Source organism: Nakamurella sp. GG22 (assembly GCF_052976845.2).
Genome location: NZ_JBRIIO020000016.1, coordinates 52,993 through 79,109 on the forward strand (window position 1 = coordinate 52,993; position 26,117 = coordinate 79,109).

General features: G+C 70.3%; 24 protein-coding genes. 5 read left to right on the top strand and 19 right to left on the bottom strand.

The window, feature by feature from the left end:
• Positions 1-145 precede the first annotated feature (145 nt).
• The 6 genes from rpmA to ACVBEQ_RS16640 all read right to left on the bottom strand — a co-directional run bounded on the left by rpmA (position 146) and on the right by ACVBEQ_RS16640 (position 7,620).
• A complete protein-coding gene (gene rpmA / locus ACVBEQ_RS16615; protein ID WP_447154417.1) occupies positions 146-439 on the bottom strand; it encodes a 50S ribosomal protein L27 in 294 nt (97 codons plus the stop codon).
• Between the two features lie 42 nt (positions 440-481).
• On the bottom strand, positions 482-814 hold the full coding sequence (gene rplU, locus ACVBEQ_RS16620; RefSeq protein ID WP_447154418.1) for a 50S ribosomal protein L21: 333 nt from the start codon (positions 812-814) through the stop codon (positions 482-484).
• 287 nt (positions 815-1,101) lie between these two features.
• Positions 1,102-4,674 (bottom strand): Rne/Rng family ribonuclease, encoded by a 3,573-nt coding sequence (locus ACVBEQ_RS16625; protein WP_447154419.1) that lies wholly within the window; start codon positions 4,672-4,674, stop codon positions 1,102-1,104.
• 308 nt (positions 4,675-4,982) lie between these two features.
• Complete coding sequence (locus ACVBEQ_RS16630) at positions 4,983-5,825, bottom strand: ABC transporter permease (RefSeq protein ID WP_447154420.1); 843 nt, start codon at positions 5,823-5,825, stop codon at positions 4,983-4,985.
• Positions 5,822-6,694: an ABC transporter permease gene (locus ACVBEQ_RS16635; protein WP_447154421.1), complete on the bottom strand. Its 873-nt coding sequence runs from the start codon at positions 6,692-6,694 to the stop codon at positions 5,822-5,824. The genes ACVBEQ_RS16630 and ACVBEQ_RS16635 overlap by 4 nt, the downstream gene beginning before the upstream one ends.
• Complete coding sequence (locus ACVBEQ_RS16640; protein ID WP_447154493.1) at positions 6,691-7,620, bottom strand: ABC transporter ATP-binding protein; 930 nt, start codon at positions 7,618-7,620, stop codon at positions 6,691-6,693. The genes ACVBEQ_RS16635 and ACVBEQ_RS16640 overlap by 4 nt, the downstream gene beginning before the upstream one ends.
• Positions 7,621-7,896: 276 nt before the next feature.
• Between ACVBEQ_RS16640 and ACVBEQ_RS16645 the strand changes: the two genes are divergently transcribed.
• Positions 7,897-8,193 carry a hypothetical protein gene (locus tag ACVBEQ_RS16645; RefSeq protein ID WP_447154422.1) on the top strand — a complete coding sequence of 99 codons (297 nt, stop codon included), beginning with the start codon at positions 7,897-7,899 and terminating at the stop codon, positions 8,191-8,193.
• Between the two features lie 3 nt (positions 8,194-8,196).
• Here ACVBEQ_RS16645 and ACVBEQ_RS16650 read toward each other — a convergent pair whose 3' ends face one another.
• The 8 genes from ACVBEQ_RS16650 to ACVBEQ_RS16685 form a co-directional block, all read right to left on the bottom strand.
• Positions 8,197-8,901, bottom strand: coding sequence for a cyclase family protein (locus ACVBEQ_RS16650; protein WP_447154423.1), 705 nt, complete (start codon positions 8,899-8,901; stop codon positions 8,197-8,199).
• Positions 8,901-9,455: a GNAT family N-acetyltransferase gene (locus ACVBEQ_RS16655; RefSeq protein ID WP_447154424.1), complete on the bottom strand. Its 555-nt coding sequence runs from the start codon at positions 9,453-9,455 to the stop codon at positions 8,901-8,903. Before ACVBEQ_RS16655 ends, ACVBEQ_RS16650 begins: the two co-directional genes overlap by 1 nt.
• Positions 9,456-9,499: 44 nt before the next feature.
• Entirely contained in the window at positions 9,500-9,925 is a 426-nt protein-coding gene (ndk, locus tag ACVBEQ_RS16660) for a nucleoside-diphosphate kinase (protein ID WP_447154425.1), read from the bottom strand.
• 91 nt (positions 9,926-10,016) lie between these two features.
• A complete protein-coding gene (locus ACVBEQ_RS16665; RefSeq protein ID WP_447154426.1) occupies positions 10,017-10,463 on the bottom strand; it encodes a DUF4233 domain-containing protein in 447 nt (148 codons plus the stop codon).
• Positions 10,460-12,022, bottom strand: a complete 1,563-nt coding sequence (locus ACVBEQ_RS16670; protein WP_447154427.1) for a bifunctional folylpolyglutamate synthase/dihydrofolate synthase — start codon at positions 12,020-12,022, stop codon at positions 10,460-10,462. Before ACVBEQ_RS16670 ends, ACVBEQ_RS16665 begins: the two co-directional genes overlap by 4 nt.
• On the bottom strand, positions 12,019-14,712 hold the full coding sequence (locus ACVBEQ_RS16675) for a valine--tRNA ligase (protein ID WP_447154428.1): 2,694 nt from the start codon (positions 14,710-14,712) through the stop codon (positions 12,019-12,021). Before ACVBEQ_RS16675 ends, ACVBEQ_RS16670 begins: the two co-directional genes overlap by 4 nt.
• Positions 14,713-14,783: 71 nt before the next feature.
• Complete coding sequence (locus ACVBEQ_RS16680) at positions 14,784-15,941, bottom strand: acyl-CoA dehydrogenase family protein (RefSeq protein ID WP_447154429.1); 1,158 nt, start codon at positions 15,939-15,941, stop codon at positions 14,784-14,786.
• A 101-nt stretch (positions 15,942-16,042) separates the two neighbouring features.
• The gene (locus ACVBEQ_RS16685; protein WP_447154430.1) at positions 16,043-16,237 is read right to left on the bottom strand and encodes a hypothetical protein; all 195 of its coding nucleotides are present in this window, start codon (positions 16,235-16,237) and stop codon (positions 16,043-16,045) included.
• Positions 16,238-16,459: 222 nt separating this feature from the next.
• On the opposite strand from ACVBEQ_RS16685, the gene ACVBEQ_RS16690 reads away from it, so the two are divergent.
• Together ACVBEQ_RS16690 and ACVBEQ_RS16695 are read left to right on the top strand one after the other, a co-directional pair.
• Positions 16,460-17,530, top strand: coding sequence for a nicotinate-nucleotide--dimethylbenzimidazole phosphoribosyltransferase (locus ACVBEQ_RS16690; RefSeq protein WP_447154431.1), 1,071 nt, complete (start codon positions 16,460-16,462; stop codon positions 17,528-17,530).
• Between the two features lie 278 nt (positions 17,531-17,808).
• Complete coding sequence (locus tag ACVBEQ_RS16695; RefSeq protein WP_447154432.1) at positions 17,809-19,254, top strand: chloride channel protein; 1,446 nt, start codon at positions 17,809-17,811, stop codon at positions 19,252-19,254.
• 11 nt (positions 19,255-19,265) lie between these two features.
• Here the strand turns inward: ACVBEQ_RS16695 and ACVBEQ_RS16700 are convergent, their stop codons facing one another.
• From ACVBEQ_RS16700 to ACVBEQ_RS16715, 4 genes are all read right to left on the bottom strand, one after another.
• Positions 19,266-19,982, bottom strand: a complete 717-nt coding sequence (locus ACVBEQ_RS16700) for a potassium channel family protein (protein WP_473163184.1) — start codon at positions 19,980-19,982, stop codon at positions 19,266-19,268.
• Positions 19,983-20,001: 19 nt separating this feature from the next.
• Complete coding sequence (locus ACVBEQ_RS16705; RefSeq protein WP_447154434.1) at positions 20,002-21,201, bottom strand: MFS transporter; 1,200 nt, start codon at positions 21,199-21,201, stop codon at positions 20,002-20,004.
• A gap of 12 nt (positions 21,202-21,213) precedes the next feature.
• The gene (locus ACVBEQ_RS16710) at positions 21,214-21,885 is read right to left on the bottom strand and encodes a uracil-DNA glycosylase (RefSeq protein WP_447154435.1); all 672 of its coding nucleotides are present in this window, start codon (positions 21,883-21,885) and stop codon (positions 21,214-21,216) included.
• Positions 21,886-22,767: 882 nt separating this feature from the next.
• On the bottom strand, positions 22,768-23,700 hold the full coding sequence (locus ACVBEQ_RS16715) for a thiamine-phosphate kinase (RefSeq protein ID WP_447154494.1): 933 nt from the start codon (positions 23,698-23,700) through the stop codon (positions 22,768-22,770).
• 425 nt (positions 23,701-24,125) lie between these two features.
• Here ACVBEQ_RS16715 and ACVBEQ_RS16720 point away from each other — a divergent pair, with 425 nt between their 5' ends.
• Both ACVBEQ_RS16720 and ACVBEQ_RS16725 read left to right on the top strand, forming a co-directional pair.
• Positions 24,126-24,359 (top strand): Lrp/AsnC ligand binding domain-containing protein, encoded by a 234-nt coding sequence (locus ACVBEQ_RS16720; protein ID WP_447154436.1) that lies wholly within the window; start codon positions 24,126-24,128, stop codon positions 24,357-24,359.
• Positions 24,360-24,396: 37 nt separating this feature from the next.
• Entirely contained in the window at positions 24,397-24,969 is a 573-nt protein-coding gene (locus ACVBEQ_RS16725; RefSeq protein ID WP_447154437.1) for a DUF3515 domain-containing protein, read from the top strand.
• Between the two features lie 24 nt (positions 24,970-24,993).
• Here the strand turns inward: ACVBEQ_RS16725 and ACVBEQ_RS16730 are convergent, their stop codons facing one another.
• The gene (locus ACVBEQ_RS16730; RefSeq protein ID WP_447154438.1) at positions 24,994-26,079 is read right to left on the bottom strand and encodes a D-alanine--D-alanine ligase family protein; all 1,086 of its coding nucleotides are present in this window, start codon (positions 26,077-26,079) and stop codon (positions 24,994-24,996) included.
• Positions 26,080-26,117: the final 38 nt, after the last annotated feature.

Here is a 26,117-nt window from a genome sequence, read left to right on the forward strand (position 1 = left end):
CGGGTGCTGGACCGGACAGCTCCGGTCAGTGGGACAACGACAGTTGCCGCTCGATGCGGCAGGTGTTTCGGTCGTCAGACGCCGCAAGGGGCGGACCCGTTGGCCGGGCCCGCCCCTCGCAGCACTGTCGACAAATGCGTCGGGGTCAGGCCCCGACCGGCACGGGAGTCTGGTCGGCGAGCGACCCGGCCTCCACGACGATGTTCACGGTCTTGCGTCCGCGCTTGGAGCCGAACTCGACGGCGCCGGGGACGAGGGCGAACAGGGTGTCGTCCTTGCCGCGGCCGACTCCCTCACCCGGATGGAACTTGGTGCCGCGCTGCCGGACGATGATTTCGCCCGCGGACACGGTCTGACCGCCGAAGCGCTTGATGCCCAGCCGCTGTGCGTTGGAATCGCGGCCGTTCCGGGAGCTGGAAGCACCCTTCTTGTGTGCCATGGTGGTGGCGCCTTTCTGACAGAGAAGTGACTCAGCCGTGTATCAGGAGGACGCGGCCGCAGCCGACCCGACGGAGATCCCGGTGACCTTGACCTGGGTCAACGGCTGGCGATGGCCCTGCCGCTTGTGGTACCCGGTCTTGTTCTTGAACTTGTGGATGACGATCTTCGGGCCCTTGGTGTGGGCCACGACCTCGCCGGAAACCGTGACCGCGGCGAGGGCGTCGAGCGTCGCGGTGACCGAAGGGCCATCAACGAGCAGGACGGCCGGAAGGGTGACCGCTGCACCTGGCTCACCCTCGAGCTTCTCGATCTCGATGACGTCACCCTCGGCAACCTTGTACTGCTTGCCGCCGGTCTTGACGATCGCGTACATGCTGGACGCGCCTTCCTGCCTGTTGTGATGCCGGTGTGTTCCCGGTTCGGTGGACTTCTGTTCGTTCTGGTGTGCCCGCCGCGGGGCACCGGGGCGGACCCCGGTGTGCTGGCGAACGTGATGGTGACGCCCTCGGAGAATCCCACCCGCAGAACACAGAGGTCTTCGATCCGCCTCAACCTGCAAGCGAACCAGGGCATCGCAAAGCCCGCTGCGCAGCAGCGTGCTGACCGCCTACAGTACGCGGCCGGTGCGGGCCGGGGCAAACCCGACCCGCATCGACCGGCTCACCCCGTCGGCGTTTCGGCCGGAAGGGTGACGACCAACGCGTCGCCGGCCGGGCCGGCCGCGGGGCCGGCAGGCCTTGACGCTGCCCGACGGCGCCGCGGCGGAGCAGCCGGGGCCGCGGGCTGAATCGGATCGCCGTTGGTGCCGGCCGCAGACCCGACATCGGCCGGCTCGCCGTTCCTGCTCTGCTCGGATCCCGCAGCCACCGAGCCGGAACCAGCAGTCGCGGCGCCGTTCGCCCCGCTGGCGGCCGATGCGGCAGGCGCCTCCGGAACGATGATGTCCACCGGACCGGACGCTGCTGCCGGTGCACCCGCGGGACGCCCGGCCGCTCGCCGACCGCGCCGCCGGGGGGCCGGCTCCGCGGCCGCTGCCGCTTCCGGAGCAGCCTCGACGGGTTCGATCGTCACGCTGACCTCGGTCGGCTGGACGTCGTCCGCCGCGACGATGATCTCGATGCCGTCCCCATCGGCCGACCCGGCGTCAACCGAACCGTCGGGCTCGGTGCCCAGGTCCTCCGAAACCGATCCAGCGCCATCCGATGCGGCACCGTCCGATCCAGCGCCATCCGATGCAGCACCGTCCGACCCGGCATCCGACCCCTCGTAGCCGGACGGCCTCGAATCGGCGTGACCGAACTCCTCGTCGTCGGAATCGGCGGCGTCGGCCGCTGCGATACCCGCCCGTGCCGCGGCCTCGATCCAATCGATCTCGTCGCCGGCCGCGTTGACCTCCGCGGCGCGTTCCAGGCTCGATCCGCGCCGACGCCGACCGCGCGAGCGACCGCCGCCGTCGGAATCCCGGGCCGGACGCTCGTCGATCTCGTTTTCGATCCCCATGGCCGCGACGGGTTCCCGTTCGGTGCTGCCGAACGACGGCGGCTTCGGACCACGCGGGTCCGGCCGACGACCCGGGGTCTGCTCCACCACCCGCGGCACGACGATCTCCTCGACGCGCTCGCTGTCCCTGCCGCGTGAGCGGCGTGCCTTGCCGGTGCGGCGCTCGGACGAGTTCTCCTCCGCCGGGGAGGCCACCACCGGCAGGTCGTGCAACACGATGCCGCGCCCACCGCAATGGGGGCAGGGCTCCGAGAACGCCTCGACGAGCCCGGTGCCCATCCGCTTGCGGGTCATCTGGACCAGGCCCAGCGACGTGACCTCGGCGACCTGGTGCCGCGTGCGGTCCCGGCCGAGGGCCTCGGTGAGCCTGCGGAGCACCAGTTCCCGGTTCGACTCGAGCACCATGTCGATGAAGTCGATGACGATGATGCCGCCGATGTCGCGCAGCCGGAGCTGGCGGACCATCTCCTCGGCGGCCTCGAGGTTGTTCTTGGTGACCGTCTCCTCGAGGTTGCCGCCGGAGCCGGTGTACTTGCCGGTGTTGACGTCGACGACCGTCATCGCCTCGGTGCGGTCGATGACCAGGGAGCCGCCGGAGGGCAGGTGCACCTTGCGCTCCAGCGCCTTGGCGATCTGCTCGTCGATCCGGTAGGCGGCGAAGACGTCGGCTCCGCCCGGGGTGGCGCTCTCGTACCGGACCAGCCGGTCGGCGAGTTCGGGTGCGACTGCGTTGACGTAGTCGGCAACCGGTTCGTACGCCTCGTCGCCGTCGACGACCAGCCTGGTGATGTCGGAGTTGAACAGGTCGCGGACGACCTTGATCAGCGTCCCCGGTTCGGCATAGAGCTGGGTCGGGGCGCTGGTCTTCTCCGATGCCCGGCGGGAGATCTCCTCCCATTGGGACTTGAGTCGCTCGACGTCCCGGGCCAGCTCCTCCTCGGCGATGCCCTCCGCCGCGGTGCGGATGATCACGCCGGCGTCCTCGGGGACGATCCGGTCCATGATCGACTTCAGTCGCTTGCGTTCGGTGTCCGGCAGCTTGCGGGAGATGCCCGTCGCACCGCCCCCGGGGACGTAGACCACGAACCGGCCGGGGAGGGATATCTGGGTGGTCAGCCGGGCGCCCTTGTGGCCCACCGGGTCCTTCGAGACCTGGGCCAGGATGGTGTCGCCACTGGACAGTGCGGTCTCGATGCGCCGCGCCTTGCCGTTGAGACCGGCTGCGTCCCAATTGACCTCGCCGGCGTAGATGACGGCGTTGCGGCCGCGCCCGATGTCGACGAAGGCCGCCTCCATCGACGGCAGGACGTTCTGCACCTTGCCGAGGAAGACGCTGCCGATCATCGAGTCGGACCCGGTCTGCGAGACGAAATGCTCGACCAGGATGCCGTCCTCGAGCAGCGCGACCTGCGCGAGACCGCCGCGCTGGCGCACCGCCATCACCCGCTCGACCGACTCCCGCCGGGCCAGGAACTCGGCCTCGGTCAGGATCTGCGGGCGCCTACGCGAGGAGTCCCTGGAGTCCCGGCGACGCTGCCGCTTGGCCTCCAGACGGGTCGACCCACGGACGCCCTGCACCTCGTCGGAGGCTCCGGTGTTCGAGCCGCCGGTGGAACCGCCGGTCGCCGCCTGGGACAGCCGCGGCTCCCTGACGTGCACCACCGTGTTGTCCGGATCGTCCTCGCGAGGGGTCTCGTCACCGGACGTGCGACGGCGCCGCCGCCGGCGACGGCGGTTGCCGCCGGCACCGCCCTGCGAACCGTCGTCGCTGTCCTGCTCGCTGTCGGCGTCGTTCCTATCAGAGTCGCCTCTATCAGAGTCGTTCCTGTCGGAGGTGTCCCTATCGGCGCCGTTGCCATCGGAGTTGTCGGGGGCGTCATCCGAGGTTTCCGCAGACTCACCGCCGGCCGCGTCGGCATGCTGGGGCAGTAGTTCGGCGTCGTCGGCATCCGGAGCTGCGTCGCCCTGCGTGGCGTCGGTGGCAGAGGAGTCCGGGCCGTCGTCCGCCGACTGGTTGTCGGAGTCGCCGACCCGGCCACGCCCACGGCGTCCACGCCGACGGCGCCTGCCGCGTGCGGACGATTCGTCGTCGGACTCGTCGGACAGGGCCGGCGCGGCGCCGTCCTGCTCGGTTGGAGCGGCGGTGTCGGTCTCGACGACCGGAGTCGCATCCGCCGGTGCACCGTCTGTGCTGTCGGTCGGCTCGGCCGTTTCCTGGTCGGCAGCGCGGTCGGCGGCCGACCTGCGGCCCTTGCCGGATCTGCCGCGCCGGCGCCTGCCGCCTCCGGTGGGGGCGTCGGCGTCGGCCTCTAACTCGGCCCGGTCCTGGTCGGGTTGATCGGTGTCCGACGACCGGGCGGGCGCTGCGGGCGCATCTGCCGGCGGCAGGAACAGCGGGTTGATGGCGTGCCCACCGCTGCTGGGAGAGTCTCCGGGGATGTTCGATCCGGCCGTCACCGAGTCGCCCGCGGCCGACTCGGCGGTATCGGGCTCGGCTGCCGATGCCGGCTCGCTGTCCGCGGGGACTGCGGTGTCGGCGCCACCGAGCAGGGTCTGGATGACCTCCTGCGCAACCGGGAGGGGTACCGATGACGATGCGCTGCTGATCGTCAGGCCGCGTTCGGCGAGCGCGGCCAACAGCTCCTTGTTGGTGATGCCGATGCGCTTCGAGAGCTCGTGCACACGCGGCTTTGCGGGCAGACCCGCCAGTGCGGATTCCAGGGTGGGCGTCACTGAGACAGTTCCTCTCCGAGTTCCCCGGGCGCGTACTGGACGCGTCCGCACAGGGAATCTCGTACATTTCGTGCCCGCGGCCCTCGCCGGTGGCGCCGACCGCGGGAAGTCTGGTGGTTGTCGGGCCGATCGGTCCGCAGCTGCTGTACGCCCGCGCCCGATGTCTCACCCACCGGGGCCGGCAACAGGCCGCCGCACCCACCATGCCCGGACCCGCCGCCGCAGGTTGCGGTGTCGGGCCACTGGCAGTATCCCACACCGATGCGGCGGGCAGCCCAGGCGCGGCGATGACCTGCGGTTCCGGGCGATCAGCGCAGCAGCAGCCGGACCAGCCGGCGCGAGGTGATGAGGATTCCGACAGCCGCCATCACCAGGAAATACAGCACGTGCCAGAGCAGCCCCCAGGACACGATCCCCAGGCACAGCCCGCGCATCAACTCGATCCCCTGATACAGCGGCAGGCACTTCACCACAGCGGCCACCGCGGGCGGGTAGACGCTCAGCGGGTAGAACGTGGTCGAGAACAGGAACATCGGCAGGATGGCGGTGTTGATCCACTGCAGCTGCTGCCAGCTCCGCATGAACGAGGTGATCGCCATTCCGATCGCCGCGAAGCCCAGAGCGATGAGCAGCGCGGCCGGCACCGCCAACACCGCCCACCACGACCCGATCAGCCCCAACGCCAGCATGATGACGACGAACCCGGTCGAGTAGATCCCGCCCCGCAGCAACGACCAGGCAATCTCGCCGAGTGCGACATCCACCGGTCCGAGCGAGGTCGCCAGCATGGCGTCGTACAGCTTCGCGTGGCGCATCTTGGCGAAGACGTTCACCGTCGAGTCGTAGATCGCGCCGTTCATCGCCGACGTCGCCAGCAGTCCGGGCGCGATGTAGGCGGCGTAGCTGACCGTCCCGGCGCCGGCGTCGACGGTCCCCACCAGCGCGCCCAAGCCCTGGCCGAGCGCCAGCAGGTAGAACACCGGCTCGAAGAACCCGGACAGGATGAGCATCCAGGCCCGCCGGTACACCCGCAGGTTCCGTTCGAGAACGACGCCGGCCCGCCCGGCGTACAACTCGAACGGGATGATGCGCAGCAGTAGTGGCCGGCGGTGGCCGCGCACTTCCTGATCGGATCGGACTGTGCCGCTCACACGATCAGCCTCATCCGGTAGCGGCGGCGGGCGACCAGCAGCCCGGCGAACAGCACGGCGGACAGGTACGCGAGGTGACCCAGCGCGGGCCAGAGACCGAGGCCGCCGAGCGCCGCTCCCCGAGCCAGCTCGTTGCCGTGCCAGAGCGGCGAGAACCACGCCAACCAGCGCAGCGCCAACGGGATCTCGGTGATGGGAAAGAAGGAGCCGGAGAACAGCGTCATCGGGACCAGCACGAACCGGAACAGCACGTTGAACGCGCCGCCCTCGGACCGCATCCAGGCCCCGAGCGCGAGAATCCACACCGTGCAGGAGATTCCGGTCAGCACACCGACCGGGATCATCAGCACCCCGGCTGCCCCGCCGGCCGCGCCGAAGGCCAGCAGCACCAGGTAGTACAGCGTCGACCCGGCCACCATCCTGGTGGCGATGAACAGGATCTGGCCGGCACAGACCTGCGACGGGGTGACCGGTGTCGCGGTGATCCCCCAGAACACCCGGCTCCACTTGAACCTGCCGTAGGCCGGGTAGGACGCCTCCCCCATCCCGACCTGGACCGCGGCCGCCACCAGCAACGCCGGCGCGATGAAATCGAGGTACGGGACGCCGTCGAGCGAGCTCCCGGGTTCGGCGCCCGGGCCCGCGTCGACGAGTGACCCGAGCCCGACGCCGAGCGCCAGCAGGTACAGCAGCGGAACGCCGACCGCCTCCGCCAGGCTCGACACCAGATAGCCCCGCCAGCACCTGACGAGGTACTCCCACACCAGGAACCACCCCGGGGCGGGCCTCGCCGCGGGCCGTGCCGCCGTCCGCTCGAGGTCACTGCCACCCCGGGCCGATCCGGCCGGAGGCGTTGCGTCGGGAGTCAATCGATCAGGCTCCGTCCGGTCAACCGGAGGAACACGTCCTCCAGGGTGGATCGGCGGACCAGCGCGGTGACCGGACGCACCCCCCGGGCGTGCACGTCCGCCAACGTCGCGTCACCGTCGGCGGTGTACAGCAACAGGCGGTCCGGCAGGACCTCCACCCGCTCCACCAACGCGTTGACCTTCTCTTCCGCGGCGTCCTGACTGCCGGGACGGAAGCGCAGTTCGACCACCTCGCGTGAACTGTGCGCGGCGATGAGCTCCTGCGGGCTGCCGTGGGCGACGATCCGGCCACCGTCCATGACGACCAGGCGGCCACACAATTGCTCCGCCTCGTCCATGTAATGGGTGGTGACGACGAGCGTGACGCCGTCGTGCTTCAGCCGGAACAGCCTGTCCCACAACACATGCCGGGCCTGCGGATCGAGGCCGGTGGTCGGTTCGTCCAGCAGCAACAGTTCGGGTTCGTTGATCAGCGAGCGGGCGATGGTCAGCCGCCGCTTCATCCCCCCGGACAGCGTCTCGACCTTGGCGTCGGCCTTCTCGACCAGTTGCGCGAAGTCCAACAGTTCGATCGCCCGGCGCCGGCACTCCGCCTTCCCGATCCCGAAGTACCGCCCGTAGACGATCAGGTTCTCCCGCACGGTGAGTTCCTCGTCGAGATTGTCCTGCTGCGGCACCACCCCGAGCCGGCCGCGGATCTGCACACCATCGAGTTCCGGGTCGAGGCCGAGGATGGACAACCGGCCGCCGGTCCGGGGCGACACGCAGGCGATCATCCGCATGGTGGAGGACTTGCCGGCCCCGTTCGGCCCGAGGAAACCGAAGGACTCGCCCCTGGCCACCTCGATGTCGATGCCGGCCACCGCCTCGACGTCGGCACCGTTCTTCACCGGGAAACTCTTGCGCAGGTCGCTGGCGACGATCATCGGCTGCGGATGGGACGTCACGCGGACGAACGGTACGCCCGGGCAACGACACCCCGCAGCCGGTCCGGCGGGCGCCGCCCCGGACCCTCCCGAGGTCATCCGGACAACCCGCCCGGTTGGCGCGCAACCGCCATGCAACCCGGACCGCGACCGGAACGTCATGGTGGTGGCGGGACGCGCCTGTTGTTCTGCCGGCCGACACCGGCGGGGCAACAGGGGCGCGCTCGCGGAAGATCGCAGAATGGTGATGACGACACGGAAGCAGGTGACCGGCCGATGAGAACGCTCCGCGCTCATCGACGATGGCTCACCACCGCGCTGCTGATCGCCCTCGGCGCGGTGCTGTCGGTCATCGGATCGCCGGCCGCGACCGCGGGCGAGCAGGAGATCGTCGCAACCGGCCCCTCGGGCTCGCCCACTCCGACACCCACCCAGCCGATGATGCTGGCCAGCACCGGCCTGGACATCACCGTTCCGATCATCATCGGGCTCAGCGTCCTGGCCCTCGGCACCCTGATGGTCGGCTGGGCGTTCCTGGCCACCGGCCGCCGAGGTCGGCACCAGCAGCAGTAGCGATCACTCCACCAGCGCGAAGGCCCGCACCGGAAACGTCCCCATCCCCTGCACGGCCGGCGGTGCGGCGGTGAACCGGAATCCCGTCACCGGCAGCTGCGCCAGCGCCGTCAGGTGCTCGACGATCGGGATCCTGGCGGCCAGCAGCCAGCTGTGCGCAGGCCGGCGCCCGGTGTGCGTGCTGTCGATGTTCAACGAATCGATGCCGACCAGCGCCGGGCGCACGGAGAGCAGGAACTCGACGGCACCGTCCGTCAGGTAGGGATGGTCGGTGAAGTACCCGGCTGTGCCCCACCGGCTGCTGTGGCCGGTCTCGATCAGCACGGCCCGGCCCGTCGGGTCGACCCCGTCCAGTGCTCGTGCCAGGTCCGCTTCGTCGACGGCCCTGAGGTCCGGCGCGGACCGGTCGCCGAGCCTGGCCAGCGCGCCGTCGAGGTACACCATCCGCTCCAGAGCCATTTGCGACAGGTCCTCACCGTCGCGGTAGCGGTGCGCGGGAGTGTCCAGGTAGGTACCGGTATTGGCCGCCATCGTGATGGTGCCGATGGAGAACTCGGTACCAGCGGCGTAGTGCGAGGCCGATTCGTCGAACGTCAGGTGGGTCCCGAGCACCGGAGCCGGGATGCCCGGATAGGTGACCATGCCGTCGGTGATGGGATGCGAGAGGTCGACGATCCGACGCGGGGACGGCGCGGTGCCGGCGGCCATCAGGATGCCCTCCCCAGAACAGCGCCCAACAGGACCTCGTCCCGTTCGTCACCGGGACCGAGCCGGAGCCAGCCAGGTCGGCGGCCCCATTCGACGAAGCCGAAGCGGCCGAAGAACCCGGACAGACCCGGGTCGTCCTGGATCTCCAGGTCCACCCGTTCCAGCCCTCGGGCTGCGGCCATCGTCAGCAGTCCGTCCATTAGTCGCGTCCCCAGTCCGGCCCTCGAACGATCCGCGTCGACCAGCAGCAGTTCGATCCGGCCGGTGTGCTCCCGGCTGCCGCGACCGGGACGGAGCAGGCCGACGCCGATCAACCGGCGGCTGCGGTTCGCCGCCACCCCGACGACCCGGCCCTTGCGCAGATCCTCGACGAGCGCGGCGGCGCGACCGGCGACGTCGATGCGGGACACCGGCGGCGGGAAGCCGACCGGTGCACCGTTCTCGGCCAGCTGCTGCCACAGGCTCACCAGTGCCACCCCGAACGCACTGTCCGACGCCACGGTGCCACCGGGGCCGACCCGGTCCAGGGTCACCGCCGGTTCTGGCTCGTCCACCGCACCGTCCGTCGGGGCTTCGGTCCGGGCGTCCTCGGGGGGCATCACAGGTTCGGGAACCAGAGCCCGATCTCGCGCGCCGCGGACTCGGGCGAATCCGAGCCGTGCACCAGGTTGTACTGGGTCTCCAGGCCGAAGTCGCCGCGGATGCTGCCGGTGGCCGCCTTCTCGACGGGATCGGTGCCGCCGGCCAGCTGACGGAACGCCGTCACCGCGCGCGGGCCCTCGACCACCAGCGCCACCAGCGGTCCGCCGGTGATGAAGTCCAGCAGGCTCGTGTAGAAGCCCTTGCCCTCGTGCTCGGCGTAGTGCTGCTCGGCGACCGTCAACTCGACGTTGCGCAGTTCCAGCGCAGCCAGCCGCAGACCCTTGCGCTCGATCCGGGTGATCACCTCGCCGACGAGTCCGCGCTGCACGCCGTCCGGCTTGATCAGGACGAGGGTTCGTTCGACAGCGGTACCGGAAGACATGTGTCAGGACACTCCTTGTTCGCGGCGGGTATGACGGCCCGCACTGACGTGATGCCGCTCCGCCGACGGAACACGTCGGCAACCGAACCGGTCAGGGCCCGCTCGGCTGCGGCGGCCCCGGCAGCGTACCGGCCGCGAGCCGGCGCCGGAATTCCGCGCGGAACCAGAGGATGACGGCCCACGCGATGCTGAAGACGATGCCGATGCCACCCAGTGACGGCGTGATGAACCAACCGGCGATCGCCAGGACCTGCAGCCCCAGGATCACCTGGATGGCATACGGCCTGGAAACGACCCCGCAGGCCAGCACCAGCACCAGGGCCAGCAGACAGATCAGCGAGATGCCCAGCGCCCCGACGCCACCGTCGGTGTTGGCGGCGACCGGGATCGACAGCAGTACCGAGATCGCCTCCAGGATCAGGGTTGCCGACATGATGCCGCGCAGACCCCGTTCCGGGTCGTACGGGCGGGGAGCACCCGTCCCTGGTGGGCCGGTCCCCGACGGTTCCGGGTCGCCGGGTGCCTCGGCAGCGGTCATGCCGGGGCCAGACCGGTGAGCGAGCGGCCGTCACCGGCGGACACGACCGAGCCGGTGATGATCACCCCGGTGCCGGTGACGTCGAGCGAGTCGGCCTCGACGAGGTCGACGGCCAGGGCGATCGCCTCGTCCATCCGGCCGGCGACATGCACCTTCTCCTCACCGAAGACGTCGACAGCCAGTTCGGCCAGCTCGGCCACCGGCATGGAGCGGGGCGAGGAGTTGCGGGTGACGACCACCTCGTCAAAGGAACCGGAGAGCGCTTCGAGGATGCCCCTGGCGTCCTTGTCGGCCATCACGGCCAGCACCCCGACCAGCCGCGAGAAGGAGAACTCGTCGGTCAGCGCCGCCGCCAGCGCGGCGGCCCCGTGCGGGTTGTGCGCGGCGTCGACCATGATCGTCGGCGACGTGCGGACCCGTTCCAGCCTTCCCGGTGACGCGACCGCGGCGAAACCGTCCTGCACGGCGGCGGTGTCGAGCTGCCGGTTCGCCCCGGCGCCGAGAAATGCTTCCACGGCGGCCAGCGCGACGGCGGCATTGGTCGCCTGGTGGGCGCCGGCCAGCGGCAGGAAGATGTCCTCGTACACGCCGCCGAGTCCCTGCAGCGTCAGCCGTTGCCCGCCGACCGCGAAAGACCTCTCCAGCACGTCGAACTCGCTGCCGAACCGCGCGACGAACGCGTCCACCTCGATGGTCCGGCGCAGGATGGCGTTCATTGCCTCCTGCTCCTGGGGACCGACCACCGCCACCGAGTCCGCCTTGATGATGCCCGCCTTGTTGCCGGCGATCTCGGTCAGCGTGCTGCCCAGGTACTCGGTGTGATCGATCCCGATCGGGGTGATCACGGCCACCTTGGCGTCTGCGACGTTGGTGGAATCCCAGGTGCCGCCCAGGCCCACCTCGACGACCGCGGCGTCCACCGGGATGTCCCCGAAGGCGGCGTACGCCATCGCGGTGAGGATCTCGAACTTGGACAACGGCAGGCCGCCCTCCCGTTCGGAAGCGGCGTCGACGAGGTCGATGTACGGCGCGATGTCGGTGTAGAAGTCGACGTACCGGTCGGCGCTGATCGGCGCGCCGTCGATGGCGATCCGTTCGGTGACCAACTGCAGGTGCGGCGAGGTGAACCTGCCGGGCCGCAACCCCAGCCGCTCCAGCACCCCGTCGATCATCCGCGCGGTCGAGGTCTTGCCGTTGGTGCCGGCGATCTGGATCACCGGGTACGACGTCTGCGGGTTGCCCAGCAGATCGAGCAGCGCGGTGATCCGGTCGAGGGTGGGCGAGATCTGCACCTCGGAGCGACGCCGGTCCAGGAGTGACTCCACCACCTGCAGGCTCAGCGGTGGTGAGTTCGGTACGACGGTGCTGATGCCGGGCGGGACGTCGTCGTCGAGATCGGCGGTCGCCGCGGCGATCTCACCGGTGGGATCCGGTTCTGCGACGTCGTCAGCGGGAAGGCCCAGATTGCCTGCGTCCCAGCCGATCTCGCCGGGAACGTCGTCGGCGGGCTGTTCGCGATCGTCGCGGTCGTCGGACGGATCGCCGGGTCCGGCGTTCACATCGCCTGCCCGCGGAGCGCGGCGAGCCGCTCGGTCAGCCTTGTCACGTCGGCCGCTGCCCTGGCCGCACGTTCCCGGATCTTGGTGACTGCCTCCGGCTTGGCCTTCTCGACGAACTGCTGGTTGCCCAGCTTCTTGGCGGTGTCCGCGATCTCCTTCTCCGCCGCGGCGAGATCCTTGCCCACCCGGGCGATCTCTGCGGCGGTGTCCACCACTCCGCTGGTGTCGAGCTCGATCTGCACCACACCCGTCGACAGACTCACCGGGATGTCGATGGTCGCGGAGTACCCGTCGCCGGGGTCGGTGAGGCGGGTCAGGGACCGGACCGCGGATTGCAGTTCGTCAAGCCCGGGATGGCCGTTCGTCGCGAAGCGGCGCGACGGGACGGGTCTGGTCGGCGGGATCTTCTGGTCCGCCCGCACCCGGCGGACCTCGCTGGTGGCGGTGATCGCGTCGTCGACCCAGCTCGCCGCGGTGGCATCACGCTGCCGCCCGGACGGCACCGGCCAGTTCGCGATGACCAGACTCTGCCCGCCGGTCAGCGAGGTCCACAGCGTCTCGGTGACGAACGGCACGAACGGGTGCAGCAGCCGGAACAGGTTGTCCAGCACCGTTCCCAGCACCTGCTGGGTGGTCGCGATCCGGGACGGGTCGCCGCCGGTCGCGGGGATCTGCACCTTGGCGAGCTCCAGGTACCAGTCGCAGAGCTCGTCCCAGGCGAAGTGGTACAGGCCCTCGGCGGCCTTGCCGAACTGGAAGTCCTCCAGCAGCTCGGTGGTCTGCACGATCACCTCGTCGAGCCGGTCGAGGATCCACCGGTCCGCCGGCGTCAGCGCCGCCTCGTCCAGCGGCTCGGTGGGCACGACGGCACCCTTGGAGAGCGCGAGATTGGTGGCATTGAACAACTTCGAGCAGAACCGGCCCGACCCGGCGACCCACTCGGTGGCGATCGCCTGGTCCGCACCCGGATTGGAGCCCCGGGCGAGGGTGAACCGCACGGCGTCCGCTCCGTAATCCTCGATCCACTGCAGCGGGTCCACCGTGTTGCCTTTGGACTTCGACATCTTCTTGCCGTACTGGTCACGCACCAGGCCGTGCAGCGCGACCGTCCGGAACGGGATCTGCGGTGAGCCGTGCTCGTCCCGGGTGGCGTAGAGGCCGAACATCATCATCCTGACGACCCAGAAGAACAGGATGTCGTAGCCGGTGACCAGGACAGAGGTCGGGTAGAAGGCCCGCAGCGTGTCGGTTTCCTTCGGCCAGCCCATCGTCGAGAACGGCCAGAGGCCGGAGGAGAACCAGGTGTCCAGCACGTCCGGATCCTGCGTCCAGCCCTCGCCGGGCGGCTCCTCATCCGGTCCGACGCAACGGGTTTCGCCGTCCGGCCCGTACCAGACCGGGATCCGGTGCCCCCACCACAGCTGACGGGAGATGGTCCAGTCGTGCATGTTGTCGACCCAGTCGAAGTACCTGGCCGCAAGGTCCTGCGGGTGGATCACCGTGCGGCCCTCCCGGACCGCGTCACCGGCGGCCTTCGCCAGCGGCGCCACCTTGACGAACCACTGGGTGGACAGCCGGGGTTCGATGACGTCGTCGGACCGCGAGCAGTGCCCGACCGAGTGCAGATACGGGATCTTCTCCGCGACGATGCGGCCCTGTGCGCGGAGCTCCTCCTTGACGGCAGCCCGCGCCTCGAGCCGGTCCATGCCGTCGAAACGCGTTCCGGTGCCGATGATCGCGGCCGATTCGTCGAGGATGGTCGGCGCATCGAGCCCGTGCCGCAGACCGATCTCGAAGTCGTTGGGGTCGTGTGCGGGGGTCACCTTGACCGCGCCGGTGCCGAACCTGGGATCGACGTGGGTGTCGGCGACCACCGGGATCTCCCGGTCGAGGATGGGCAGCAGCACGGTGCGGCCCACGAGGTGCCGGTAACGCTCGTCGTCGGGGTGCACGGCCACGGCGGTATCGCCCAGCATCGTCTCGACCCGGGTGGTGGCGACGACGACCGACTGCGACGGGTCGTCGAGTGAGCCGTAGCGGATCGACACCAGCTCGCCGGCATCCTCGGAGTGCTCGACCTCGATGTCCGAGAGCGCGGTGTGACATCCGGGGCACCAGTTGATGATCCGCTTGGCGCGGTAGATCAGCCCGTCGTCGAAGAGCCGCTTGAAGATCGTCTGCACCGCGGACGACAATCCCTCGTCGAGGGTGAACCGCTCGCGGTCCCAGTCGACGGAATCGCCCAGCCGCTTCATCTGCCCGAGGATGGCTCCGCCGGATTCGGCCTTCCAGTCCCAGACCTTCTGCACGAACAGCTCACGGCCGAAGTCGTGCCGGGTCTTGCCGTCCACCGCCAGCTGCCGCTCCACCACGTTCTGGGTGGCGATGCCGGCATGGTCCATCCCGGGAAGCCAGAGCACCTCGTCCCCCGACATGCGGTGCCAGCGGGCGAGGATGTCCATCAGGGTGTGATCGAGAGCATGGCCGACGTGCAGGGTGCCGGTGACGTTCGGCGGCGGCAGCACGATCGAGAACGGCCGCTTCTCGCCGCTGAGCACCTTCTGCTCGTCGGCGCGGAAGTACCCGGCCGCCATCCACCGCTGGTACAGCGGGACCTCTACCGACGTCGGGTCGTACTGTTTCGCCAGTTCCCTGCTCGGCAATCCGTTGCGATCGGCGGTGGTAGTCACCCGGCCAGTTTAGGTGCGCTGACCACCCGGTTCCGCACCGCCGGAGCTGGCGGGCGGCGAGAACCGACCGGTCAGTACGACCGCGGCAGCTTCAGCGTGTGCTGGGCGACGTAGTTCAGCACCATTTCGCTGTTCACCGGGGCGATCCGGAGCAACCGGGCCATCCCCCACAACGGCAGCAGCCCGTACTCGACGGAGAGCCCGTTGCCGCCGTGCACCTGGATGGCCGCGTCGACGGCCTCGGTGGCCGCTTCGGCCGCCGCGTACTTGGCCATGTTGGACGCCTCACCGGCCGGCAGTCCGTTGTCGTGCAGCCAAGCCGCCTTCGCCGTCATCAGGGCCGCGAGCTCGACGTTGATTTTCGCCTTCGCCAGCGGGTGCGACACTCCCTGGTGGGCACCGATCGGCGTGTTCCAGACCGACCGGGTGCGCGCGTAGGCGGCCGCCGTGTCGACCGCGTAACGGCCGATCCCGACGCCCAGCGCGGCGGCTGTGATCCGCTCCGGATTGAGCCCGTCGAACAGCGGCAGCCAACCCTTGCCCTCCTCGCCGATCAGGGCCGACGCCGGCACCCGGACCTCGTCGAAGAAGACCGTGTACTGCCGGTCGGGGATCTGCGCCGCGACCTCGAGCCGGTTCCAACTCAGCCCGGCGGTACCGGTCGGCACGATGAACAGCGAGATCTCGGCCTTGCCGGTCTGCGGATCGGTGCCCGTCCGGGCGACGGTGATGATGGCCGCGGACTCTTCCACCCCGGAGATGTAGTACTTCTGGCCGCTGATGACGAAGTCGTCGCCGTCCCGCCGGGCGGTGGTGGTGATGTGGTGGGAGTTCGAACCGGCGTCGGGTTCGGTGATCGCGAAGATCACCTTCGTCCCGCCGTCGGCGAGCCTGCTGAGCCATTCCTGTTGCTGCGCATCCGATCCGTGCCGGCGGAGCACCTCGACGCTGATCGCGCTCGATACCAGCAGGAGCAGCAGGGGGCACCCGGCGGCCGCTGATTCCTCGGCGACCATGGCCAGTTCGGCCATCCCGGCACCACCGCCGCCGAACTCGACGGGCACGTTGATGCCGATGAAGCCGGCCTTGCCCAGGTCGGTCCACAGCCCCGTCATCGGGGTGCTGGTGCGGCCGTGCTCGGCGTACTCGGCAGGGCCGTGGGTGAGGGTGATCTCCCGGATCGCGGCGCGGAGATCGGCGTACTCGGCAGGTTCGGTGAAGTCCGTCATGGTTCACCGAGAGTGACAGATGTGAACGACGGTTAACAACAGCTGGCGGGCGCTTTCACCCGAATGGTTACCGGGTGCTCCAGCGGGACCCGGTGACCGACCTATTCCGCCAGTGCCATCGGGCCGTAGAGCGCTTGCTCGTCGTTGAACAACGACACCGCGGCGATCCCGTCGTCGATCAGATCCGGATACGTCTCGCTGAGCCACGCCTCGGCAGCGTCCTGCGACTCGAAGGACACTGCCGGGCCATCGGCCACCACGCCGGCCTCATCGGCATAGCGCCACAGGTACACCATCTCGAACTCCTGTCCATGGGTCGGCGGTCACCGTCGGACCGCCGCCTTCGACGGTAAGCCAGGCACAGGATCGATGGCAGGAGGTTGGCCGTTTTCACCGACGTTTACCGTTCTCCTCACGAGCAGCGGTCACACTGCATCCACCGGGCCGCACCGCAGGAGCTGATCGCCCGATCAGCGCCCGGCAGCAGCGTGATCAGAGTCGACCATCAGGGAGTGCACATGCCGCTGGACCTTCCGGCCGTTCCCGCCCTCGATACCGACGCGGCGGCCAGTGCGGCGGAGCTCCGGCAGGCGCTGCCGGTCGGCGCGCTCGGGGTCTGGGGATCCGTGATCGACCTGTTGGCGGCGGCAGCCGGCACCGCCGACCGCCCACTGGCCCCGCGGCGCCCCCAGCTGGTGGTCCTGGCGGCGGATCACGGCATCGCCGAGCTCGACATCTCCGCCGCACCCCGCGGCGAGAGTGCCCGGCGCGCAAGTGATCTCGCGACCGGACGGGGACTGTCGGCGGCGCTGGCTGGTGCGTCCGGGGTCGGCATCACCGTCGTCGACGTCGGGCTGAACGAGCCGCTGCCGGAGGTGCCCGGCCGCTCCGAGGACGCCCGGCCGGCCGGCCGCATCGACACCGGCGACGCGATGACGCCGGAGCAGGCGCAGGCCGCGTTCGAGACCGGACGCCGGGTCGCGGACGCCGAGATCGACGCCGGGACCGACCTGCTGATCGGCGCCGTCTGCGGCGTCGGGGTCAGCACCCCGGTCGCGGTGCTGACCGCCGCGCTGACCGGTATGGAGCCGGTCGATGCGACCTCCCGTGGCTCCGGGGTGGACGACGGAGCCTGGATCCGGAAGGCGGCAGCAGTGCGGGACGGATTGTTCCGCGTCCGGCAGGGGGACTCCGACGCGCTCGCCATGCTGGCGACCGCGGGCGGCCCGGACCTGGCGGCACTGACCGGCCTGATCGCCCAGGCAGCCATCCGGCGCACGGTCGTCCTGATCCACGACATGCCGAGCACGGTCGCGGCCGTCCTCGCCCACCGGCTGGCTCCCGGGTCCGACAGTTATCTGCTGGCCGCCGCTCTCGCCCCCGACCGGGGTCACCGACGGCTGCTCGACCTGATCGGCCGGGAGCCGCTGAGCGACTGGTCGGTGACGGGTCATTCCGGTGTCGCCGCGTTGCTCGTCGTGCCCGCACTGGCCGCCGCGGCCCAGGCCTTCGACGACATCGACCGCAGCCGGCCGGCGCCGGAGCGCTCCGCCGCGGCCATCGACTCCTGGGACGCCAACCTGCTCTGACCGCCAGCACGGTCCGCGCGTCCGAAAGATCGTCTGGTCCGGATGAATTGGGCGGACGGCCGGCCGATCGGGACCGCCCCGGCGTTATGGTGGCCGCGCACTGTCCGATCTGTCGTGTTGCTCCGGTCGCTGTCGGTTTGCTGAGTTGTCGGGTTGCCGATCCGTCGGGTTGCCGATCCGTCGGTTCGCCGATCCGTCGGTGTGCCGCCCGCGTACCGACTCCCGCCACGGCATCGGGCACTGCGCGTCATCGGTACCTCGTCAGGAAGGTCGCGTTCATGACTCAGCCGAAGGGCCCGTCCGACGCCGGACCTCCCGCACCGGGCGCACCATCGCAACAGCCGCCGATGGCGGGAGCCGACCTCGACCCGGCGGCGGTGGTGCGATCCAAGCCGTACCTGTCGGCGCTGCTGCTGGCCGCGATTCTCGGCATTCCCATCTCGGCGGTCGCGTATGGCTTCCTGGCGTTGGTCAGCAAGATCCAGACGTACGTCTTCGTCGACTTGCCCACCATGGTGCTCGACGGCCCGGCGCCGGCCTGGTGGCCGGTTCCATGGGTGGCGCTGTCCGGTTTGCTGACGGCTCTGACGATCAGCTACCTGCCCGGAAACGCCGGGCACTCACCGGCTTTCGGCTTCAAGACCGGTGGCGGCCCGCCGAGTGGACCCGAGCTGATCTCGGTGTTCCTGGCGGCCCTGACCACACTCAGCCTCGGCGCCGTCCTCGGGCCGGAGGCCCCGTTGATCGCGATCGGCGGCGGACTCGGAGCCCTGGCAGTACGACTGGCGAAGAAGGACGCACCGCCGATGGCGGCCACCATCATGGCCTCGGCGGGCAGCTTCGCCGCAGTCAGCACGTTGCTCGGTTCACCGCTGCTCGGTGCCTTCCTCATCATGGAAGCGGCCGGAATCGGCGGTGCGACGTTGACGCTGGTAGCCCTCCCGGGACTGCTGGCCTCTGGGATCGGCGCGCTGATCTTCCTGGGGCTAGATTCGTGGACCGGCTTCGGCAGCTTCTCGCTCGGGCTCACCACGGTGCCACCCGCGGTCGACCCCACTCTGGCCACGATGGGCTATGCGCTGCTGATGGGCGTGCTTGGCGCGGGTTTGGGCTGGATCATCCGGTGGATCGGGCTCTCCCTGCGGCCGCTGGTGCACGTCAACCGGGTGCTGGTCACCACCGGACTCGGCCTGCTGATCGGGCTGCTGGCCATGACGTACCAACTCATCAGCGGGAACAGCTTCACCCAGGTGTTGTTCTCCGGCCAGGACGCGCTCCCGGAACTGGTGGCCGATGCGGCGGAATACTCTGTCGGCGCGCTGATCCTGCTGGTCGCCTGCAAGGGACTGGCGTACGGGCTGTCGCTCAGCGCGTTCCGCGGCGGCCCCGTGTTCCCCGCCATGTTCATCGGCGCCGCGTTGGGGATCGCTGTCAGCGGGCTGCCGGGCATGAGTCTGGCGCCGGCCATCGGAATGGGCATCGGCGCGATGTGCGCGACGATGCTCCGATTGCCACTGACCTCGACCCTGCTGGCCACCCTGCTGCTCGGGGCCGACGGGGTGTCCGTCACGCCGCAGGTGATCGTCGCGGTCGTGGTGGCGTTCGTGGTGTCCAGTGTGCTGCCGCAGCCGGGGCCGAAGGAGAAGGACCTGTTGCCCGGTCACCCTGCCGCCGGCCGGCCGGCCGGACAAGGTCCGGCAGCGGGCACGCCCACGACTGCCTGACGGCGCCAGGCTCACTGCCGGGGGGCATCCTCCCGGGATGCGGCGGGCGGTTCGGCGGGCGGCTCGGCGGACAGTGCGGCGGGCGGTTCGGCGGGCGGCTCGGCGGACAGTGCGGCGGGCGGTTCGGCGGGCGGCGTGACGATCGGGGGGACGGCAGGGCCGTCAGCTGCCGACGCAGGTAGCGCGCTGCGGTGCCTTGCCACGCCGCGCTGCGCGGCGGATGACAACAGCCTGATGATCAATCCGAGAACTACCAGGTTGAGCAGCATCTGGACAGTCACCAAGCCCCGCATACCGTCGGTGGCGGCGACGATGTCACCGAATCCGACCGTCGCGAAAACGGTGACCGTGAAATACAGGGCGGTGGTGTGGTTGAGCGGATGGTTGAAAACGCCGGGATCGCTGAGCGAATTCGACAGGTAGATCCGGGCGAAGATCAGCAGATAGAACGCGATGACCAGCGTCAGCGCCTCGACCGCCCGCAGGATCGGATACTTCGCCTTGACGATGGCCGGCACCTGGAACGCCACCACCGCACCGAAAATGAGGAGTTCGAGCAGGACGTACGGCACATCCGATTGCTCACTACCGACCTGCTTGGTCGGGATGAAGAAGTACACCGAGAACAGCACGACCAGCGACAGCGTGATCCGCACTGCCATTCCGAGGACGATTTTCCAGGCGGTTCGCCGGGGCGGCATCGAGGTCATCGGGACCATTCGGGTCATATCGGAAAGCTTCCACGGTTCACGCTTTCTGCGCCAAGCGGGGCGCGCCGACGATCGCGATCGTCGCGGCGGTCAGCACGCAGCCGATGACCATCAGCATCGCACCGGTCCAACCCGCCCTGGCATACACCAGGGCGCCCAGGAAACCCACAACGCTCGAGCCCGCGTAGTAGGACAGCGAGTACAACGCCGAGGCCTGGGACCTTGCCGCCGGTACCCGCTCGCCCGCCCAGGTGGCGGCGATCGCATGCCCGACGAAGAAGCAGAACGTGATGACCACCAGGCCGGTCAGCACGAGCCACAACGGGCGACCCAGCATCAGCGCGGCACCCGCGGCCATGCCAAGGCCGGCGCCGGCCAGGATGCGGCGGCGGCCGAACCTCCCGACCAGCCGGCCCACCCCCGACGACCCGACGGTGCCGACCAGATAGGTCAGGAACAGCAGACTGACCACCGATGCCGGCAGCCGGTAGGGATCGTCGAGCAACCGGAAACCGAGCAGGTTGTAGACGGTGACGAAGGCGCCCATCAGCAGGAAGGCCTGCGCGTAGAAGACCCGAACGGTCCGGTCGGCCAGCGCCAACCGGATGCGTCCGGCCTGGCTGCCGGTACGGCGACCGATGCGACCGCCCGGCGGTCCTGCGGAGTCACGCGGCAGCAGCACCACGAACACGACAACCGCGGCGGCGACCAGCACGGCTGTGGTGGCCACCCCCCATTGCCACCCGGCGATCGACGCCACCGCACCGGTCAGCACCCGACCGCTCAGTCCGCCGATGGTGGTTCCGGCGATGTAGAGCCCACCGATGGCGGCGGCCCGCCCTGGCGGCGCCTTCGACACCAGGTGTGCCATCGCGAGGGCGGGGAGGGCACCGAGCGCCAGCCCGGACACCCCGCGCAGGATCAACAGGACCTCGAAGGACGGCGAAAAGGGCAGCAGCGCACCGGTCACCGCCGCAACTACGGCGGACAGCGTCATCGCTCTCGCCCGGCCGATCCGGTCGGCGACCGCCGCCCAGGGCAGCACCGACACCGCCAGTGCGCCGGTGGCGACGGACACCGCGAGCGACGCAGTCGACTCCGTCAGATCCCACTCATTCGCCAGCGCGGGCAGCACCGCCTGCACCGCGTACAGCTCGGCGAAGGTGGCGATGCCACCGGCGAATAGCGCCGCCGACAATCGGGATTGCCCGGCCGGTGCCGGCCCCGGACGGGTCACAGGGTCATGGGCTCACAGGGCCCAGTCGACCGGCGTACCGCCCTGCTCGATCAGCATCGTGTTCGCCCGGGAGAACGGTCGGGAGCCGAAGAATCCGCGGTCCGCCGACATCGGTGACGGGTGGGCGGAGGCGATCACCGGGGTGCCGTCCAGCAGCGGACGCAACGTCTGCGCGTCCTTGCCCCACAACACGGCGACCAACGGTCCACCGCGCGCGACCAGCGCCCTGATCGCGGTCTCGGTCACCGGTTCCCAGCCCTTGCCCCGATGCGAAGCGGGCCGGCCCGGCTCGACGGTCAGCACTCTGTTCAGCAGCAGCACCCCCTGGTCGGCCCACGCGGACAGGTCGCCGTGCGCGGGAGGTGTGACTCCGGTGTCGTCACGCAGTTCGCGATAGATGTTGCCCAGCGACCTCGGCACCGGGCGGACATGCCGGTCGACGGCGAACGACAGGCCGATCGGGTGCCCCGGAGTCGGGTACGGGTCCTGCCCGACGACCAGCACCTTGACGTCCCGCATGGGCCGCTCGAAGGCGCGCAGCACCAACGGCCCGGCCGGCAGGTAGGTCCGGCCGGCCGCCAGTTCGGCGCGCAGGAAGGCGCCCATGACGCCGATCTGGTCCGACACCGGCTCCAGGGCGGCGGCCCAGTCGTCATCGACGATCGAACGCAGCGGCTCGGGCATCGATCTCCTCTTCGGGTCGGGCGCTTCGGGTCGGGGCGCTTCGGGTCGGGGCGCACGCTACCGCCGCCTGTTCAGCGTCCGGCCGCGGGGCGGTACCGGACGGCCGTGGGGGCGGGATGGGCACGGCGGGGTGCTGCGCGTCCAGTGACGTCTCTGCAGGGAGATTCCGCTCCCAGGCAGCCGTTTTCCCTGCTGAAACGACACTCGACCCCGTGGCTCGGGGCGGTCCCGGACGACTGTGGGGGCGGGATGGGCACGGCGAGGTGCTGCGCGTCCAGTGACGTCTCTGCAGGGAGATTCCGCTCCCAGGCAGCCGTTTTCCCTGCTGAAACGACACTCGACCCCGTGGCTCGGGGCGGTCCCGGACGACTGTGGGGGCGGGATGGGCACGGCGAGGTGCTGCGCGTCCAGTGACGTCTCTGCAGGGAGATTCCGCTCCCAGGCAGCCGTTTTCCCTGCTGAAACGACACTCGACCCCGTGGCTCGGGGCGGTCCCGGACGACTGTGGGGGCGGGATGGGCACGGCGAGGTGCTGCGCGTCCAGTGACGTCTCTGCAGGGAGATTCCGCTCCCAGGCAGCCGTTTTCCCTGCTGAAACGACACTCGACCCCGTGGCTCGGGGCGGTCCCGGACGACTGTGGGGGCGGGATGGGCACGGCGGGGTGCTGCGCGTCCAACGACGCCTCCGCAGGGAGATTCCGCTCCTAGGCAGCCGTTTTCCCTGCTGAAACGTCACTCGACCCACCGGACCCAGTGCGCGTTGCCGCCGGACCGGCCGACGCGGTTGCTGGGTCGACCGTGGGGCGGGGCCCGCCGGCCGCGGGGCGGAGCCTGCCGGCCGCGGGGCGGAGCCTGCCGGCCGCGGGGCGGAGCCTGAACGGCTCAGCCGAAATGGTCCCAGCCGCCCGCTGCGGTAAACAGCTGACCGTCGACGGACACACCCGTGCCGGGACCCACCGCCCCGATCACCGTCCACCCCTCGGGCAGCGCGGTTCCGCGCCGGAACGTCGCCGCGAGCGCATGGTCGTCGCCGCCGGTGAGCGCCCACTCGAGGTGGTCCTTGCCGAGCGCCGACGCCACCTCGACCAGCCGCGGATTCACCGGGACGGCGGCCGCCCGCACGTTGATCGCGACCCCCGAGGCCGCGGCGATGTGTCCGAGATCGGCCAGCAGGCCGTCCGACACATCGATCATCGCTGTCGCCCCGGCGGCGGCCGCGGCAGGCCCGGCCGGGAGCGGCGGCTCGGGCACCCGGTAGGCACCGACGGCGGCGGCCGGTGAGCGAAAACCCCTGGAGAGCACGGCAAGTCCGGCCGCTGCCCAGCCAAGCCGGCCGGTGACAGCGACGACGTCACCCTCCGCTGCCCCCGACCGCAAAACAGCCGCAGAACCGCGCAGGTCGCCGAGAACCGTCACCGCGATGGTCAGCACCTCGGATCGGGTCAGGTCGCCGCCGACCACGCCGGCGCCCGCCTTGACGGCCTCCTCGTCCAGCCCGCGGCCGATCGCGGCGAGCAACTCGGTCGGCGTGTGCGGCGGAGCGCTGATCCCGACCAGCAGGGCGGTGGGCACCGCCCCCATCGCCGCGATGTCGGCCATCGCGGCCAGCGCCGCGCGCCGGCCGATCTGCTCACCGGTCGCCCAGTCGGTCCGGAAGTGCACGCCGTCGACCAGCACGTCGATGCTTGCCACCACCCGGCCGTCCGGCGCCGCAACGATCGCGGCATCGTCCCCCGGGCCCAGCAGCGTGCCGGCAGGCTGGCCCATTCCCGCGGTGACCGTGTCGATGACGGAGAACTCCCCCGCGGATCCCAACGTGCCCGTTGCTGCCTGCCCGGCGGCGGGCGGGACGGTTCGCGCCGTGCGTTCGGTCGGTGGTTGCGGCGTGATGATGGGGCACCTCACAGAAGGAGCGGACGGGCGGCGGCGGTTCGACGACGTGGTCGATCGGCGCAGGGTGGTCGTTTGCCTGGCGGTTGCTTGCCCGGCGGCTGTTGCCGGGCGGTTGTCTGCCCAGTGGTGTTTGTCGGGTGGTGGTGTCGGGCGGTGGTGTGTCGACGTGGCTATCGTGCCCGACCCGCGGGGTCCGCACGACCACCCGTGCGGGCATCCGACCGGCGGTTCGCGGGTCGGCGGGCCGCCGGGCACCTCTGATCGCGGCGCCGCGCGTGGGACGGCTAGGCTCGGGCGGCGAAGTCGTCGCGAGTCCTCTGACGCGAGTCCTCTGAAAGGGGCACACCGTGGTGCAGGCGTTCATCCTCATCCAGACCGAGGTCGGCCAGGCCGCTGCGGTGGCCCAGGCGATCGCCGAGCTGCCGGGGGTCACCAGCGCCGAGGACGTGACGGGTCCCTATGACGTGATCGTCCGCGCGGAGGCGAACAGCGTCGACGAGCTCGGCAAGCTGGTGGTGGCCCGCGTGCAGGGCGTTTCCGGGATCACCCGCACGTTGACCTGCCCCGTCGTCCATCTCTGACGATCGCGACCCGAACGGCCGGGCGGCGCAACGAGGCGTGACCGAGCGCTCCCCCGCTGGCGATCGGCTGCCGACCTGGCGCCTCGTCGCTGCCATCGTGCTGCCCGTCCTGACGATCGTGGTCGTGATCGTGCTCGCGCAGGTGGTCAACTCCCGGCCCCTGACGTCGGTGAGCGATCCGCTGCCCGTGTCCGCCGTCGATGCGCCGGGCGCGTCGAGTCCGGCCTGCGCCCAGCTGATGGCTGCCCTGCCCGACCCGCTCGCCGACCTGCCCCGACGGCAGCTGCAGCAGGGCGATGAACCGCAGCTCGCCGGGGTGGCCGCGTGGGGCGAGCCGGCGGTGATCCTGCGCTGCGGGGTCCCGACACCGCAGGAGCTGACCTGCACCGCCGTCATCCAGGAGGTGGACGGTGTCGCCTGGCTGCCGCTGGTCGGCAACGGCGTGACGACCTACCTCGCGGTCGACCGGTCGGTGCGAGTGGCGTTGACCATCCCGGACGCCGTAACGAACACCGGCCCGTGGCAGGACATGTCGAAGATCGTCGGCGCGACACTGCCCGAACGGCCGATCTGTTCGGGTGGTGTCCCGGTGCCGGTCACCGGCGACTGACCGCTGCGGCGTGCCGCGCCGAGGTCAGCGCAGGCCGGTTCCCCTGGCCAGTGCGGTGCGGATCAGCACCGTGATGAGGTTCCGGTAGGTCACGCCGCCGGCCGCCCACATCCGCGGATACATGGAGATCGGCGTGAAGCCGGGCAGCGTGTTCACCTCGTTGATCACCACGTCGCCGTCCGGCCGGACGAAGAAGTCCACCCGCGCGAGGCCCTGGGCGTCCAGCGCCGCGAACGCCCGGCGGGAAAGGTCGTGGATCCGCGCGGTGACATCCTCGGGGAGGTCTGCCGGGATGTCGAAGGTGGCGACGTCGTCGAGGTACTTGGCGTCGAAGTCGTAGAAGTCGTGATCGCCGCCGACGTGGATCTGGGCCGTCGGTGACGCCTCGATCCGGCCGTCCGGGTATTCGAGCACCCCGCACTCGACCTCCCGGCCGAGAACGGCGGCCTCCACCAGGACCTTCGGGTCGGTTCTCCGGGCGTGATCGATCGCGGCCTCGAGATCGGCCCAGGAGTCGACCCTGCTCACCCCGAGCGAGGAGCCGGCCCGCGCCGGTTTGACGAACACCGGTAGCCCCAGCCGGTTTCGATCCGCCTCGTCGAGGGCCTTCACCCCCGGCCGCAGCACAGCCCAGCTACCGACCGGCAGGCCCTCGGCGGCCAGCAGCTTCTTGGTGAACTCCTTGTCCATCGCCGCGGCGGAGGCCAGCACACCTGCGCCGACGTAGGGCACCCCGGCCAGCTCCAGCAGTCCCTGGATGGTGCCGTCCTCGCCGTACGGCCCGTGCAGCACCGGGAACACCACGTCGACGTCGGTGACGGCGCGCGCCGCCCCGGGGTCGAGCGACACCATTGCCGATGCGGTCGGGTCGGCGGTGAGGGCCACCGCTGTCCCGGTGGTGACGGTCGGCAGTTCGCGCCCGACCGCCGCCGGGATCTCGCCGGCGTCCATCAGCAGCCAGCTGCCTTCGGGGGTAATGCCCACCGCCGTCACGTCGAACAGGTCGGTGTCGATGTTGGCCAACACGCCGGCCGCCGAGATGCACGAAACGGGATGCTCACCGCTGCGTCCCCCGAAGACGACGGCCACCCGAATGCGCTCGGAACTCATGAGCACATACCCTAGGGCCGGCCCGGTCGGTCGCCGAC

Bases quoted from the DNA above. Each gene is read 5' to 3' on its own strand.
- ACVBEQ_RS16730 (WP_447154438.1), bottom strand. From the start codon at position 26,079: ATGAGTTCCGAGCGCATTCGGGTGGCCGTCGTCTTCGGGGGACGCAGC.
- rplU (WP_447154418.1), bottom strand. From the start codon at position 814: ATGTACGCGATCGTCAAGACCGGCGGCAAGCAGTACAAGGTTGCCGAG.
- ACVBEQ_RS16640 (WP_447154493.1), bottom strand. From the start codon at position 7,620: ATGATCGTCGCCAGCGACCTGCGCAAGAGTTTCCCGGTGAAGAACGGT.
- ACVBEQ_RS16650 (WP_447154423.1), bottom strand. From the start codon at position 8,901: ATGGCCGCCGGCACCGCGCCGTCCCCGCGTCGGATCGTCGACCTCTCG.
- ACVBEQ_RS16700 (WP_473163184.1), bottom strand. From the start codon at position 19,982: ATGACCCGAATGGTCCCGATGACCTCGATGCCGCCCCGGCGAACCGCC.
- ACVBEQ_RS16695 (WP_447154432.1), top strand. From the start codon at position 17,809: ATGACTCAGCCGAAGGGCCCGTCCGACGCCGGACCTCCCGCACCGGGC.
- ACVBEQ_RS16680 (WP_447154429.1), bottom strand. From the start codon at position 15,941: ATGACGGACTTCACCGAACCTGCCGAGTACGCCGATCTCCGCGCCGCG.
- ACVBEQ_RS16690 (WP_447154431.1), top strand. From the start codon at position 16,460: ATGCCGCTGGACCTTCCGGCCGTTCCCGCCCTCGATACCGACGCGGCG.
- ACVBEQ_RS16665 (WP_447154426.1), bottom strand. From the start codon at position 10,463: ATGACCGCTGCCGAGGCACCCGGCGACCCGGAACCGTCGGGGACCGGC.
- ACVBEQ_RS16645 (WP_447154422.1), top strand. From the start codon at position 7,897: ATGAGAACGCTCCGCGCTCATCGACGATGGCTCACCACCGCGCTGCTG.
- ACVBEQ_RS16710 (WP_447154435.1), bottom strand. From the start codon at position 21,885: ATGCCCGAGCCGCTGCGTTCGATCGTCGATGACGACTGGGCCGCCGCC.
- ACVBEQ_RS16685 (WP_447154430.1), bottom strand. From the start codon at position 16,237: ATGGTGTACCTGTGGCGCTATGCCGATGAGGCCGGCGTGGTGGCCGAT.
- rpmA (WP_447154417.1), bottom strand. From the start codon at position 439: ATGGCACACAAGAAGGGTGCTTCCAGCTCCCGGAACGGCCGCGATTCC.
- ndk (WP_447154425.1), bottom strand. From the start codon at position 9,925: ATGTCTTCCGGTACCGCTGTCGAACGAACCCTCGTCCTGATCAAGCCG.